Origin of the sequence: Streptomyces sp. NPDC047043 (genome assembly GCF_040644055.1) — a bacterium.
Taxonomy (GTDB): Bacteria; Actinomycetota; Actinomycetes; order Streptomycetales; family Streptomycetaceae; genus Streptomyces.
The window spans coordinates 93,806-107,106 of sequence record NZ_JBEYVO010000042.1 but is presented as its reverse complement, the minus strand read 5'-3'; the positions used below and the strand labels follow the sequence as shown (position 1 = coordinate 107,106).

Annotated in this window: 13 protein-coding genes; 5 read left to right on the top strand and 8 right to left on the bottom strand. The window is 70.7% G+C overall.

What is annotated here, in order from left to right:
• Window positions 1–91 precede the first annotated feature (91 nt).
• Together ABZ880_RS46465 and ABZ880_RS46460 are read right to left on the bottom strand one after the other, a co-directional pair.
• Window positions 92–562, bottom strand: coding sequence for a GNAT family N-acetyltransferase (locus ABZ880_RS46465; RefSeq protein ID WP_361277014.1), 471 nt, complete (start codon window positions 560–562; stop codon window positions 92–94).
• A 77-nt stretch (window positions 563–639) separates the two neighbouring features.
• Window positions 640–1,224, bottom strand: coding sequence for a flavin reductase family protein (locus ABZ880_RS46460; protein ID WP_361277012.1), 585 nt, complete (start codon window positions 1,222–1,224; stop codon window positions 640–642).
• Between the two features lie 350 nt (window positions 1,225–1,574).
• Between ABZ880_RS46460 and cdgB the strand changes: the two genes are divergently transcribed.
• Together cdgB and ABZ880_RS46450 are read left to right on the top strand one after the other, a co-directional pair.
• The gene (cdgB, locus tag ABZ880_RS46455; RefSeq protein ID WP_361277010.1) at window positions 1,575–3,233 is read left to right on the top strand and encodes a diguanylate cyclase CdgB; all 1,659 of its coding nucleotides are present in this window, start codon (window positions 1,575–1,577) and stop codon (window positions 3,231–3,233) included.
• Window positions 3,234–3,365: 132 nt separating this feature from the next.
• Window positions 3,366–4,292 carry a CBM35 domain-containing protein gene (locus ABZ880_RS46450; protein ID WP_361277008.1) on the top strand — a complete coding sequence of 309 codons (927 nt, stop codon included), beginning with the start codon at window positions 3,366–3,368 and terminating at the stop codon, window positions 4,290–4,292.
• A 58-nt stretch (window positions 4,293–4,350) separates the two neighbouring features.
• On the opposite strand, the gene ABZ880_RS46445 is transcribed toward ABZ880_RS46450, so the two are convergent.
• The 4 genes from ABZ880_RS46445 to ABZ880_RS46430 form a co-directional block, all read right to left on the bottom strand.
• A complete protein-coding gene (locus ABZ880_RS46445) occupies window positions 4,351–4,707 on the bottom strand; it encodes a peptidase inhibitor family I36 protein (RefSeq protein ID WP_361277006.1) in 357 nt (118 codons plus the stop codon).
• 258 nt (window positions 4,708–4,965) lie between these two features.
• Entirely contained in the window at window positions 4,966–5,886 is a 921-nt protein-coding gene (locus ABZ880_RS46440; protein ID WP_361277004.1) for a 1-phosphofructokinase family hexose kinase, read from the bottom strand.
• Window positions 5,887–6,029: 143 nt separating this feature from the next.
• Entirely contained in the window at window positions 6,030–7,244 is a 1,215-nt protein-coding gene (gene nagA / locus ABZ880_RS46435) for an N-acetylglucosamine-6-phosphate deacetylase (protein WP_361277002.1), read from the bottom strand.
• The gene (locus ABZ880_RS46430) at window positions 7,244–8,185 is read right to left on the bottom strand and encodes an ROK family protein (protein ID WP_361277000.1); all 942 of its coding nucleotides are present in this window, start codon (window positions 8,183–8,185) and stop codon (window positions 7,244–7,246) included. The genes nagA and ABZ880_RS46430 overlap by 1 nt, the downstream gene beginning before the upstream one ends.
• Before the next feature lie 167 nt (window positions 8,186–8,352).
• Between ABZ880_RS46430 and ABZ880_RS46425 the strand changes: the two genes are divergently transcribed.
• The 3 genes from ABZ880_RS46425 (at window position 8,353) to otsB (ending at window position 10,799) form a co-directional block, all read left to right on the top strand.
• Window positions 8,353–9,570, top strand: a complete 1,218-nt coding sequence (locus tag ABZ880_RS46425) for an extracellular solute-binding protein (protein WP_361277022.1) — start codon at window positions 8,353–8,355, stop codon at window positions 9,568–9,570.
• A 51-nt stretch (window positions 9,571–9,621) separates the two neighbouring features.
• The gene (locus ABZ880_RS46420) at window positions 9,622–9,855 is read left to right on the top strand and encodes a DUF3263 domain-containing protein (RefSeq protein ID WP_266516752.1); all 234 of its coding nucleotides are present in this window, start codon (window positions 9,622–9,624) and stop codon (window positions 9,853–9,855) included.
• Window positions 9,856–9,929: 74 nt separating this feature from the next.
• The gene (gene otsB, locus ABZ880_RS46415; RefSeq protein WP_361276997.1) at window positions 9,930–10,799 is read left to right on the top strand and encodes a trehalose-phosphatase; all 870 of its coding nucleotides are present in this window, start codon (window positions 9,930–9,932) and stop codon (window positions 10,797–10,799) included.
• Here otsB and ABZ880_RS46410 read toward each other — a convergent pair.
• Both ABZ880_RS46410 and ABZ880_RS46405 read right to left on the bottom strand, forming a co-directional pair.
• Window positions 10,787–12,262, bottom strand: a complete 1,476-nt coding sequence (locus ABZ880_RS46410) for a trehalose-6-phosphate synthase (protein WP_361276995.1) — start codon at window positions 12,260–12,262, stop codon at window positions 10,787–10,789. The two genes, otsB and ABZ880_RS46410, sit on opposite strands and share 13 nt — an antisense overlap.
• Window positions 12,263–12,348: 86 nt before the next feature.
• Window positions 12,349–13,293: a glucosyl-3-phosphoglycerate synthase gene (locus tag ABZ880_RS46405; protein ID WP_361276993.1), complete on the bottom strand. Its 945-nt coding sequence runs from the start codon at window positions 13,291–13,293 to the stop codon at window positions 12,349–12,351.
• Between the last annotated feature and the right edge of the window lie 8 nt (window positions 13,294–13,301).

Genomic DNA, 13,301 nt, shown 5'->3' with positions numbered 1-13,301 from the left:
TAGTAGCTCCGCTACGAGGGCTTCCGCCCGGCACGCCGAGAGCACGCACCGAACGCCGCTCCTTCTCCCACGGAGATCCATCAGAAGAGCCCTAGCCGAGGTCCAGCACCCCGACCGGCTGGCCGCCGCTCGTCTCCCCGGTCGTACGGAAGCCGAGGCCCAGGTAGAAGCGCTCGGGGCCGTCCGGGCCGGGGTGCCAGGTGACGTAGAGCTGTTTGCCGCCGCGACGGCGGATCTCGGCGGCCACGGACTCGACCGCGAACCGGCCGTATCCGCGGCCCTGTTCCTCGGCCGCGATGTTCAGGCGCCACAGGCCGGAACGGAAGTCGGTGCCGTCCTGGTTCCAGTCGATGTCGAGAAAGGCCATCAGGAAGCCGACGGGCCGTCCCTCGTCGACGATCAGGCGCGGCCAAGCGACACCCGGGGGACGGACGTACGCCTCGGCCAGCGAGTGCGCGACCGGCTCGACCGAGTGTTCCTGGTCGGGGCGGATGCGGATGCCGAGGGCGGCGTCGAGATTGCGGGTGGTGATCTCTTCGAGGCGGGGACCGGTCGTCGTCATGCGCGCACCCTAGGAGGCCACCACGCGCGCGTGCCACGGAATTGGCGCCCACGCGCGCGTGCACGGGAATCGCCGGCTCACCCCAACTGCCGGTACCGGCCCCGGAAATACGTCAGCGGCCCCCCGTCCGCGCTCGGTACCCCCGCCGTCAGGACCCGGCCGATCACCAGCGTGTGGTCGCCGGACGTCACGCGCTGCTCCGTGCGGCACTCCAGGGTGGCCAGGGCTCCGCCCACCAGGGGAGCGCCGGTCGCCCCGCCGCGGACGTACGGGATGTCCTCGAAGAGCAGCCGGTCGCTGATGCGGCCCTTCATCGCGAAGCGGCCGGCGATGTGGCGCTGGCTCTCGGACAGGACCGAGACCGCCCACAGCGGCTGCTCGGCGAGCAGGTCGTCCATGCGGGAGCCCTCGCGCAGGCTCACCAGGACCAGGGGCGGGTCCAGGGACACCGACATGAAGGACGTGGCCGTCATGCCGACGTCCTCGCCGCCCGGCGCGGACGGGTCGTCCGGGTCGAGCGGCAGCTCCTGTGCGGTCACCAGGACCACGCCCGCGGCCAGCCGGGACATGGCGGCGCGGAACTCGTCGTTGCTCACCCCCTCAGCATGCCGGGCAGCGGGCACGGGGACGGTGGGGGACGTGGCGGCAGGAGTGTTCAGCACGCCCGAAACGCTAGTGTCCGGCCCGCGCGGGGCGCATCGGGCCTCGGGCCGAGGCGCGACCTAGGACCACCGACCGAGTTTCTCGACGTATTGTTCTCGGTCCCCGACGTGCCCTTGTGCGGCATCTCCACATACCCACAAAGTTTGCGTTCAGCAAACGCACAGGGAAACCGCAGAAACACCACTCAAATGTTCATCTTTCGCTGTGACTTGAGTCACAAGGGCCATTAATTGTTGACCCTGTGTACCGAGTGGGCAGCGCGCTGTGATTCAGTGGCGGGGAAGCTGCTAGTGACGATACGCCGATGAGAACCCTTGATTCACTGCGAGGTCTCGGGGGGAGGGCGAGCATGGAGACCGAGTCGGAGCCCTACGTCCGTCTTGCGACCCTGCGGCAATTGCACCAGGTCATGGCTGACATGAACACGGCCCGCAGCCTGGCGGACACACTGCAGACCGTCGCCGACGGCGTGGTCAACGGTCTCGGGTACGAGCTGGCGTGCGTCAACCTGGTCCGCCCCGACGGCGACCTGGTCGTCGCCGCCTTCTCCGGCAACCCCGCTGCCGAGGCACTCATCACCGGCCGGGTCGGCTCCCGCGAGTCCTGGGAGCGCCGGCTGAGCATGGGCGAGCACTGGGGCGACCTGGTGTTCATACCGCACACCGAGGGCTGGATCCTCGACGACGACGACGTCCCGCAGTGGTACACCGACGGGCCGGCGCCCCGCTTCGAGGACGAGTGGCACCCCTCCGACCGGCTCTTCGCGCCGATGTACACGCCCGGCAACCCGGGCGGCTCCTGCGGCGAGCTGATCGGCGTGCTGTCCGTGGACCGGCCGCGCAACGGCCGCCGACCGGGCGCATGGGGTCGCGAGGCGCTTCAGATGTACGCGTTCCAGGGCGCGATCGCGATCAGCAACGCGCGTCTACGTGCCAACATGCAGCGCGCACTGGTCAGACTCGAAAGGGAGCAGCAGGCCCTGCGGGCGAGTGAGGAAAGCTTCAGGCAGGCCTTCGAGTACGCCCCCTCCGGCATGGCCATCGCCGAGATGGGCGGCGACCAGCACGGCCGGATCCTGCGGACCAACGACGCCCTGTGCCGCCTGCTCGGGCGCCCCGCCTCCGCGATGCGCCGGTACTCCTTCTCCGACCTCGTCCACCCCGAGGACATCGGCACACTGCTGCGTACGTCCGCCGAGGGCGGCCGCGCCGAGCTGCGCCTGGGGCGGCGTGACGGCACGTACGTCTGGGTCAGCCTGCGCAACTCCGTCGTCGCGGACGCCGCCGACGGCCCGCGCTTCCTGCTCACCCACGTCGAGGACATCGAGGACCGCAAGCGCCGCGAGCTGCAGCTCGCCCACCGCGCCTCCCACGACTCGCTCACCGGGCTGCCGAACTCCGCGGAGCTGCGCTCCCGCCTCTCGTCCCGGCTCTGTTCGCGCGCCACCCATCCGGGCGCCCTGGAGTCCCTGGACGCGGCCTACGGCCACCCCGCCTACGACGCCAACGGGCACGGCTTCGACTTCCGTCCGGGCGGCGGCGTCGAGGTCTACGACGGCTTCGATCACCATGTGCACACCGTCGCCCCCGAGAACGAGCGCGACGACGGCACCAAGGGCCTCGCGGTGCTCTTCTGCGACCTCGACGGCTTCAAGTCGATCAACGACCGGTTCGGGCACAACGCCGGTGACGCGGTCCTCATCGAGGTCGCCCGGCGGCTGTCCCGAGCCGTGCGCGACGGCGACACGGTCGCCCGGCTCGGCGGCGACGAGTTCGTGATCCTCGCCGACGGGCTCGGCCGTGCCGACGCCGCGGACCTCGCCGTACGTCTGCGCAACGAGATCATCCAGCCGATCCGGGCCGAGGGACGGGCCGTCCGCGTGGGCGCCAGCTTCGGCATCGGCTGGGCACACTGCGGCATGACTGCGGACGAAGTGTTGAAGTCCGCCGACGAGCGGATGTACGTAGAGAAACGATCTCGTCCCAAACAGCACAGACGGGCCGGTTGATTCCCTGGTCAGGGACCGGAGCCGCGGAACGATGCGATCCGAGTCACCCGTTTGGGGCAGCAGGAGCGGGTAGGCTCGCCATTCTGACCCCACGTATCGCACCCGACCCGCACCGCTGAGGAGTACCAAGGGATGACGTCCGGCAACAACGGCGCCAGCACGCCCGAGGACGACGACCCGTTCGGCTACCTCTACGCCGACGGGCAGGCCAACGGCGCCCAGCCGCCGTCCGGCGGCTACGGCTACCCGAACTCCGTCAACCGGGTCCGCTCGGTCGGCCAGCGGCAGTACGGCCAGCCCGCCCAGCCTCAGCAGACGGCCGCGTACGGCCAGATACCGCAGCAGCAGGGCGCGCACGGCCAGCCGAGCGCGCACTACGCCGCGCCGGAGACGTTCCCCGGCGGTCCTCCCACGGCTCCGCAGCAGCCGAGGTACAGCGGAGGCGGCGGTGGTCGCCGCGGTCCCAACACCAAGGGGCTGCTGATCGGTGCGATCGCGGTGGTCGCCGCGGTCGTGATCGGCATCGGTGTGGCGATGCTGGGCGGCGACTCGTCGGACGACAAGGCGGGCGGCGACGCCTCGACCACGCCGTCCACTTCGCAGAGCTCCGAGCCGAGCCAATCGGCGAGCGCCAGCGCGGCCAGCACCGACCTGCCGAAGACCGACGCCAAGGACCTCCAGCTGGGCGGCGGCGCGACCAAGGCCTCGGACGTCGAGGGGGCCAAAGCGGACGGCGGCGTCTATGTGACGGGCTTCAACAACGTCGGCGCTTCGATCACCTGGACCGTTGACATCCAGAAGGCCGGCTCGTACCGCCTGTACGTGCAGTACAGCATTCCCGCCGTGGATGCCAACGCGACGCTGACGGTCAACGGCAAACCCAACCAACAGCCGTTGGGCATGAAGAACTTCATCAAGTCGTCGGACACCGACCTCGCGAAGAACTGGCAGTCCACCTGGGCTCCGGTGAAGTTGACCAAGGGCAGCAACACGCTGACGCTCTCCTGCGGCCAGGGGAATCAGTGCAATGCCCTCGTGGACCAACTGTGGCTGCAGTAGAGGGCGGATAGCCGAACGGTCCGCCGGTCGTTACCGGCGGACCGTCGTAAGGCCGGTACTAACTTGCCCAGACCTCAATCCCCGTAACGGTGCCATGGGTGTTGTCCGAGTAGGTGTGCGGCTTCAGAGTGAGTAGCTTGGTGCCGACGCCGCAGCCGGTGCCGGGCGTGATGTGCCAGAACTCGATCCGATAGGACGTCTGGTTCGAGACGGACCGGGCAGTGGTGAACGGATAGCAGCCGGGCGTCACGGACATGACGGTCCTGGTTCCGGTCCTGTTCGCCTTGGACCATCCGCAGACCTTCCCTTGCGGGCAGGTATTGGGATCGGCCGCCGCTGCCGGTGAGGCAAAGGCGCCGCCCAGCAATACGCCGGCCACAGCCACTGTCGTCAGGCTTTTCCTGAGCATGCTCATATGAGGTTCCCCCTTTGTCTTTCGCTACTGGTCATGCAGCGAACGGGTGATCATCTGATCATCCGGCCCGGCGTGAAGGGAAGGGCGTTTCTCGGCCAAGCCGAGGACAGCGGTGTCGGCTCAATGTTGGAACGTCACGAATAGCCGACCATAAAGGCAAAGCATGCCTACGACCATCCCCCCCGGAAAAGACAAGCGAAACGGCGCGGCAAATCGGGTGGCGAGGGCGCCGGTTTTCCCGCCGTTTACTGCCGAGTGTCATGCCGACGCCCTCATGTCGACCTGAGGCAGTAGCTCCTCGTACGCCGCGCGCCTGAACTCCCCCGCCACCGGCGCCAGCACGGTCGCCGCCGACAGGGCCACCGCGCGGGCCAGGCGGTCCGGCCAGGGCAGGTCCTCGACCAGGCCCGACAGGAGGCCTGCGACTGCCGAGTCGCCTGCGCCGGTCGGGTTGCCGTGGACGTGGGTGGGTGGGGTGGCGCGCCAGCGGCCCTCGGGGGTCACCGCCAGGAGGCCGTCCGTGCCGAGGGAGGCGACCACCGCGTGGGCGCCGCGGCGGCGGGCGTCCTGGGTGGCGCGCAGCGGCTCGTGGGAGCCGGTGAGTTCGGCCAGTTCGTCGGCGTTCGGCTTGATGATGTCCGGGCGGGCGGCCACCCCGCGGCGCAGCGGTTCGCCGCTCGTGTCGAGGAGTACGGGGACTCCGGCCGCCCTCGCGGTCCGGACCAGGCCGGCGTAGGCACCGACCGGCACGCCAGGTGGCAGGCTGCCGCACAGGGCCACCGCGTTGGCCGACGGGAGCAGGTCCTCGTAGGCCTCCTGGAAGGCTGACCACTCGGTGGGGGTGACGACCGGGCCGGGCTCGTTGAGCTGGGTGGTGTCGCCGGTCCGCTCGTCGACCACCGCGATCGTGCGGCGGCTGGCGCCGGTGACGGGGACGAGGGCGTCCACCACCTGCGGTACGGCGGCGAGTTGTTCCTGCACGGCGCGGCCGGTGGCGCCGCCCGTGAAGCCGGTGACCGTCACCTCGTGGCCGAGGGCCGCGAGGACGCGGGCCACGTTCAGGCCCTTGCCGCCCGGCCGTTCCGTCACCTCGGTGACCCGGTGGGTGGTATGCGGCCTGAGCGCTGCGACCCGATAGGTGATGTCGAGAGCGGTGTTCAGCGTGACCGTGAGGATCACCTGGGCCGACCTCCCCCGAAGAAAGTTCCAGCGACAGTACGGAATGCGCTTGCTGTCTGTCCGCTCGGAAGGGTGATCATGCCAAACGGACGACGGCCGTCCCAGTTTTGCAGGACAACCGCCGCCCTCAACAGCCGGACAGATCACCCCAGTTGGGGATCGACCACCCATTCACCCCGGCGCATCACGCCCTTGAGGGCGAATTGATGGTCAAGAACCACCAGGTCGGCGTCCTTTCCGGGCTCCAGGGAGCCGATCCGGTCGTACATGCCGAGCAGCTTGGCCGGGTTGGCCGAGATGGCCGCGACCACGTCCTCCACCGGCAGTCGGTCGATCGTCACCGCCCGCTTGAACGCGCGGTCCAGCGTGAGCGTCGATCCCGCGATGGAGCCGCCGTCCACCAGGCGGGCGACGCCCTCGCTGACCTCGACCTCCAGCGGTCCGAGCATGTACCTGCCGTCGCCGAAACCGGCCGCGTCCATCGCGTCTGTGATGAAGGCGACCCGGCCCGCGCCCGCGTGATGGAACGCCAGCTGCAGGGAGGCGGGATGCAGGTGGGTGCCGTCGTCGATCAGCTCCACGGTGATGCGGTCGTCCTCCAGGAGGGCGGTGATCGGACCGGGGGCGCGATGGCCTATCTGCGGCATGGCGTTGAAGAGGTGCGTCGCGACCGTGGCGCCGGCCTCGATGGCCTCCACCGTCTGCTCGTACGTCGCGTCGGTGTGCCCGATCGCCGCGATGACGCCGTGTTCGGCGAGCAGCCTCACGGAGTCGATTCCGCCGGGGAGTTCGGTGGCGAGGGTGACCATCTTCGCCCTGCCGCGCGCCGCGTCGATCAGTTTGCGGACCTCCGCCGGTTCGGGGTCGCGCAGCAGCTCCTCGGAGTGCGCGCCCTTGCGGCACGGCGAGATGAACGGCCCCTCGAAGTGGATGCCGGCGATGTCCCCCTGCTCGGCGAGCTCGCTCAGCAGCCCCGCCCGCTGGGCGAGGAAGTCCATGTCTCCGGTGACCGTCGAGGCGACGAGGGTGGTGGTGCCGTGGAGCCGGTGGGTGTGGATGCCCTTGAGAACGTCTTCGACCGTGCCGGACGTGAAGGAGGCGCCGCCGCCGCCGTGGTTGTGGATGTCGACGAAGCCGGGCACCACGTAGTGGCCGGTGACGTCGATGACCTGGGCGTTCTCTGGCGCGGAGCCGGCGATTCGGGTGCCCTCGACGATGACGCGACCGTCGGTGACCGTCCCGGTGGGCAGCACCACCCGGCCGCCGGCGAGTACCTGCGGGTGTGTCGTGGCTGGTCGCGCCAACGCGGCGGTAGCCGCAGATTCAACAGGGACCCGCGCCCCTGGGGGGGTTGCCATCAGGGCGTTACCTCCATGCGGTCAGTTGTGGTGAGGAGGTCCCAGGCCATCAGCCCGGCACCGAGACAACCCGCCGTGTCCCCCAGCGCCGCGGGGACGATCGACGGCAGCTTCTGGAAGGTGACCCGGCGGTGGACGGCCTCCCTCAGCGGTGTGAACAAGGTTTCCCCCGCCTCCGCCAGGCCGCCACCGATGATCAGGGTGCGCGGGTCCAGCAGGGTGAGGGCGGTGACCAGGCCGTCGGCCAGGGCGTCCACCGCCTCCTGCCAGACCCGGACGGCGTTCGGGTCGCCGGACACGACGGCCTTCGCGCAGTCGGCCGCGTCGGCGTCCGGGGCGCCGGAGGCCGACGCCCATGCCTCGCTGACGGCGGCCGCGGAGGCGTATCGCTCGAGGCAGCCGACCTGGCCGCACGGACAGGGGGTTCCCCCGGGCCGTACGACGATGTGGCCGATCTCTCCCGCGAAGCCGTGCGCGCCCGCCTCCACCCGGCCCGCGATGCCGATGGCGCCCGCGATGCCGGTGCCGAGGGGGACGAACAGGAAGCGGTCGGCGCCCTGTCCGGCGCCGATCCGGCCTTCCGCGAGCCCGCCGGTGCGCACGTCGTGGCCGAGGGCGACGGGGGCGTCCAGTACCGAACCCAGCAGGTCGCGCAGGGGTACGTCGCGCCAGCCCAGGTTGGCCGAGTAGGCGGCGACGCCGTGCTCCTCGTCGACGATGCCGGGGACCGCGACGCCGGCGGCGGACGCGGGCTCGCCGAAGTGCTCGGCGCCGTACGCGCGCAGTTCGGCGGCGAAGTCGAGGATGCCCTCGACGACCGCGTCCGGCCCGCGCTCGCGCCCGGTCGCACGGCGGGACTGGTACAGCAGCTCGCCGCCGGCCGCGACCAGCGCCGCCTTCATCCCGGTGCCGCCCACATCGAGGGCGATGACATGTCTCACGGATGACAGTGTGACCCCAGGACCCTTAAGAGGTCTAGTCCACTTACGTGGTGTAGACCTATGCTGTCCACATATTGAACGACGAGACAGCAAGGGTTGGGGCGGAAGCGGTGCAGCGGTGGCAGCGGCGTAGGACAGGAACGATCGCGGGAGTGTCCGTGCTGGGCATGACGGCGGTCCTCGGCGGCTGCGGCCTCACCGGCAGTTCGGGAGACGTCACCCTGAAGCTGGTCGCGGCGGACTACGGGGACTCGGCCGCCAACGGCTCCCAGAAGTACTGGGACAAGCTGGTCGAGGAGTACGAGGCCAAGCACCCGGGCGTGAAGGTCGAGGTCAGCGTCTACTCCTGGAACGACGTCGACCGCAAGGTCAAGGAGCTGGTGGACGCCGGCAAGGCGCCCGACATGGCGCAGATCGGCGCCTACTCCGACTACGCGGCCAAGGGTCTGCTCTACTCGGCCGACGATCTGCTCTCCATCACCACGCAGGCCGACTTCGCCTCCCAGCTGGTGACCGCGGGGCAGGTCAAGGACGTTCAGTACGGGCTGCCGTTCGCCGCCTCCACGCGGCTGCTCTTCTACAACAAGACCCTCTTCAAGGCGGCCGGCCTCACCCCGCCGAAGACCTGGAACGAGCTCGCCGCCGACGCCAGGGTGCTCAAGGCGCGAGGCGTGAAGTACCCGTACGCGCTGCCGCTCGGGCCGGAGGAGGCGCAGGCCGAGACGATGCAGTGGCTGCTGAGCGGCGGGGGCGGCTACACCGACACCGTCGGCACCTACGGCATCGACTCCGCGCAGAACGTCGCCACCTTCAGCTGGCTCAAGGACGACCTGGTCGGCAAGGGCCTGACCGGGCCGGTCGCACCCGGCAGGTTCAACCGCGCCGCCGCCTTCGCGGCCTTCGCCAAGGGCGATGTCGGCATGCTCAACGGGCACCCCTCGCTGATGAAGATCGCCGCGAAGAAGGGTGTGAAGTTCGGCATGGTGCCGATGCCCGGTGTGGACGGCGAGACCAAGAACTCCATGGGCGTAGCCGACTGGATGATGGCCTTCAAGAAGAACGGTCACGCCGAGCAGGTCGGCGATTTCCTCGACTTCGTCTACGACGAGAAGAACGTGCTCGCCTTCTCCCGCGAGTACGACCTGCTGCCCGTCACCAACTCCGCCTCGCAGGCCATGACCGACGACAAGCAGGACGCCGACCTCAAGCCGTTCCTCGAGGAACTGCCGGTCTCCGAGCTGTATCCGGTCGGCGAGACCTCATGGGCCGCGGTCAGCGCGGCCGTCAAGAAGCGCATAGGCCAGGCCGTCGCCCCCTCCGGCAGCCCCGCGGCCGTCCTCGCGCAGCTGCAGGCGACGGCGTCCACGGCGCAGAACGCGCAGTAGCCGCCCGCCGGTCGACGGCCGTTGTCGGTGCCGGGAGCTACGGTTCGGAGCATGGACCAGGAGCAGTTGGGCGACCGCGAGCAGGCCATCCTCGCCCTCGAGCGCCGGGGCTTTCCGGGCCCCGGCGCCAAGGAGCGCGCGATACGCGAGGAGCTGGGCCTGGCCCCCGTGCGCTACTACCAGCTCCTGAACGCCCTGCTGGACGACGAGCGGGCCCTCGCCCACGACCCGGTGACGGTGAACAGACTCCGCAGGGTCCGGGAGACCCGCCGGGCGGAGCGCTGAGCCGGGCGGAGCGCTGACGGGCATGCGCCGATGAGCCATGGGTGCGCCGGGCTGCTCGCGGTTAAGGTCGCCGTATGGGCACCCATACGGACACGGACTCGACGCACTCCATGGACCCCCTGCCGACACCCGCCACACAGGCCGGTCGTGACGGGCTCGCCGCGATCCTCGCGAACCCCGGGAAGACGGTGATCGGCCTCGACTTCGACGGCACCCTCGCCCCGATCGTCCCGGACCCCGAGCAGGCCCGCGCCCACCCGGCCGCGGTCCCCGCGCTCGCCGTCCTCGCCCCGAAGGTCGCCTCCGTCGCGGTGGTCACCGGCCGCCCGGCCGGCGTGGCCGTGCGGCACGGGGGCTTCGCGGGCGTCCCCGGCCTGGAGCACCTCGTCGTCCTCGGCCACTACGGCGCCGAGCGCTGGGACGCGGTCAGCGGCGAGGTCAGCGCGCCCGCCCCGCACCCCGGCGTCGCGGCCGTCCGGGCCGAACTGCCCGGTTTCCTCGACCGGATCGGCGCCTGGCAGGGCACCTGGATCGAGGAGAAGGGCCGCGCCGTCGCCGTGCACACCCGCAGGGCCGCCGACCCCCAGGCCGCGTTCGAGGCCCTGCGCGAGCCCCTCACCGACCTCGCCACGCGGCACGGCCTGATCGTCGAGCCGGGCCGCATGGTCCTGGAGCTGCGCCCGCCGGGCATGGACAAGGGCGTGGCCCTGCTGGAGTACGTCCGCGAGATCTCCGCCGAGGCCGTCCTGTACGCCGGCGACGACCTCGGCGACCTGCCCGCCTTCGCCGCCGTGGACAAACTCCGCTCGGACGGCGTACCGGGCCTGCTGGTGTGCAGCGGCAGCGACGAGGTGACGGAACTGCGGGAGCGGGCGGACATCGTGGTGGACGGCCCGGAGGGTGTCGTACGACTGCTGCGGGGACTGGCGGCTCAGGCGGGCTGATCGGTCAGCTCGCGCAGGGCCTGCAGCTGGTCCAGGAACCACTGTGCCGGCGGCAGCGCGGTCGCCGCTGCCGCCAGCCGCTTCGTCCGCTCCGCCCGCTCCTCCGCCGGCATCGTCAGCGCCTCGTGCAGCGCCCGCGCGGTGCCGACCACGTCGTAGGGGTTCACGGCGATCGCGTCCTTGCCCAGCTCCTGGTACGCCCCCGCCTCCCGCGACAGCACCAGCACGCACCCGTGGTCGGAGACGACCGGCACCTCCTTCGCGACCAGGTTCATGCCGTCCCGGATGGGGTTGACGAGGGCCACGTCGGCGAGCCGGTACGCGGCCAGGGAGCGCGCGAAGTCGTCCTTGACGTGCAGCACCACCGGGGTCCAACCCGGGGTCCCGTACTGGGAGTTGATCTCCTCCGCCAGCCGCTGCACCTCGGCCGTGTAGTCCCGGTAGACGGCGAGGTCCTGGCGGGAGGGGTAGGCGAAGGCGACGTGCACGACGCGCTCGCGCCACTCGGGGTGGTCGTCGAGGAGCTGCCGGTAGGCCAGCAGGCCGCGCACGATGTTCTTCGACAGCTCCGTCCGGTCGACCCGGACGACGGCCTTGCGGCCCTCGCCGATCTCCGCGCGCAGGGCACGCATGCGCTCCTGGACGTCCGCCTCGCGGGAGCGGGCCTGCAGGAACTCGGCGTCGGCGCCGAGGCCGTGGACGCCGATGTACGTGCGGCGGTCGATCCGCTCGTCCTTGAGGTGCTCGATCGACCTGGGGGCGCCCGACGGCCACGCCGAGAGCCAGCGACGAGTGTCGACATCTCCCGCGCACTCCTGGAACGCGGTCGCCCACGGCCAGGTCAGAAAGGCCACCCGGTCGGCCCCGAGCATGCCCTCCATCAGCCGCGTCCGGACATCGTCCGGCAGCATCCGGAAGTACTCCACCGGCGCCCACGGCGTGTGCGAGAAGTGGCCGATCCGCAGGTCCGGCCGCAGCTCCCGCAGCATGCCCGGCACCAGACACAGGTGGTAGTCCTGCACCAGCACCGCCGCGCCCTCGGCCGCCTCCTCGGCGAGCGCCTCGGCGAAGGCCCGGTTGTAGGTCTCGTACGACGCCCACTGGCGCCGGAACTCCGCGTCGAAGACCGGCTCCAGAGGCGTCTGGTACAGCATGTGGTGGACGAACCAGAGGACCGAGTTCGCGATGCCGTTGTACGCGTCCGCGTGCACGTCGGCCGGGATGTCCAGCATCCGCACGCCGTCCTCGCCGACCCCGCGCCGCACGGCCTCGCGGTCGCCGTCGGACAGCGCCGAGCACACCCACAGGGCGCCCGCGTCGGGCCCGATCGCGGACAGACCGGAGACCAGCCCGCCGCCGCCGCGCTTGGCGGCCAGCGAGCCGTCCTCCTGCACTTCGTACGAGACCGGGCCGCGGTTGGACGCGACCAGCACCTGATGAGCAGCGCCGTGCGTGGAAGCCATACGCCTCAACCTAGCCCGGCCCGGAAACGCTCAAACGTTTGGTCGCCCTCAGCGGATGCACCGTATACGGCACGTAACGTGCGCCCTCAGGCGACCTTCCGCGAGGCGTACTCCGCGATCTCCGCCATCGGCGGCCGCTCCTCCGTGTCCACCGAGTAGGTGCGCGGCTCGAAGCCGTCCTCGCCCCGTTCGAACTGGGTGAGGGAGGGGCGGATGAGGTGCCCGCGGGCCAGCCGCAGCTGGGCCGTGCGGTAGATCGCCGCCGCCATCCGGCCGAGCGCCTGCCCGTCCTGGTGGCGGTGCTTGCGCACGCCGACGTCGACCTGGGCGAGGGCGTCGAGGCCCACCAGGTGCAGCGCGTCGACGAGCATGCCCAGCTCGACGCCGTATCCCACCGGGAACGGCAGCTGCTCCAGCAGGCTGCGCCGGGCCGCGTACTCGCCGCCGAGCGGCTGCACGAAGCCGGCCAGCTGCGGCCAGTGCATGTTCAGCAGCGGGCGCGCCATGAGCTCGGTGACCCGGCCGCCCTGGCCCGCGGTGCCGGCCAGCGGGCGGTCGTACATGCCCTTGACCAGATCGATCCCGGGGTTCGTGAGCAGCGGGCCGACGATGCCGGAGACGAAGTCGGAGGAGAACTCCTTCAGGTCGGCGTCGATGAAGCAGACGATGTCCCCGCTCGTGACGAGCAGGGAGCGCCACAGGACCTCGCCCTTGCCGGGGACGGTCGGGATGCGGGGCAGGATCTCGTCACGGTGGACGACCCTCGCCCCGGCCGCCGCGGCGACCTCGGACGTACGGTCGGTGGATCCGGAGTCGACGACGACGATCTCGTCGACCAGCGGGACCTGCTGCATGAGGTCGTGACGGATGATCGCGACGATGTCGCCGACCGTCTCCTCCTCGTTGAGCGCGGGCAGCACGACACTGACCGACTGGCCCGTGCGCTGCTTTGCGGCCAGGATCTTGTGCAGCGGGCGATCGGTCAGCGACCAGGAGCGGGTGCTCAGCCAGCGCTCGACTTCTTCCAGCACGTAGGCGG

Bases quoted from the DNA above. Each gene is read 5' to 3' on its own strand.
- ABZ880_RS46465 (WP_361277014.1), bottom strand. From the start codon at position 562: ATGACGACGACCGGTCCCCGCCTCGAAGAGATCACCACCCGCAATCTC.
- cdgB (WP_361277010.1), top strand. From the start codon at position 1,575: ATGGAGACCGAGTCGGAGCCCTACGTCCGTCTTGCGACCCTGCGGCAA.
- nagA (WP_361277002.1), bottom strand. From the start codon at position 7,244: ATGGCAACCCCCCCAGGGGCGCGGGTCCCTGTTGAATCTGCGGCTACC.
- ABZ880_RS46410 (WP_361276995.1), bottom strand. From the start codon at position 12,262: ATGGCTTCCACGCACGGCGCTGCTCATCAGGTGCTGGTCGCGTCCAAC.
- ABZ880_RS46425 (WP_361277022.1), top strand. From the start codon at position 8,353: ATGACGGCGGTCCTCGGCGGCTGCGGCCTCACCGGCAGTTCGGGAGAC.
- ABZ880_RS46450 (WP_361277008.1), top strand. From the start codon at position 3,366: ATGACGTCCGGCAACAACGGCGCCAGCACGCCCGAGGACGACGACCCG.
- ABZ880_RS46420 (WP_266516752.1), top strand. From the start codon at position 9,622: ATGGACCAGGAGCAGTTGGGCGACCGCGAGCAGGCCATCCTCGCCCTC.
- ABZ880_RS46445 (WP_361277006.1), bottom strand. From the start codon at position 4,707: ATGAGCATGCTCAGGAAAAGCCTGACGACAGTGGCTGTGGCCGGCGTA.
- otsB (WP_361276997.1), top strand. From the start codon at position 9,930: ATGGGCACCCATACGGACACGGACTCGACGCACTCCATGGACCCCCTG.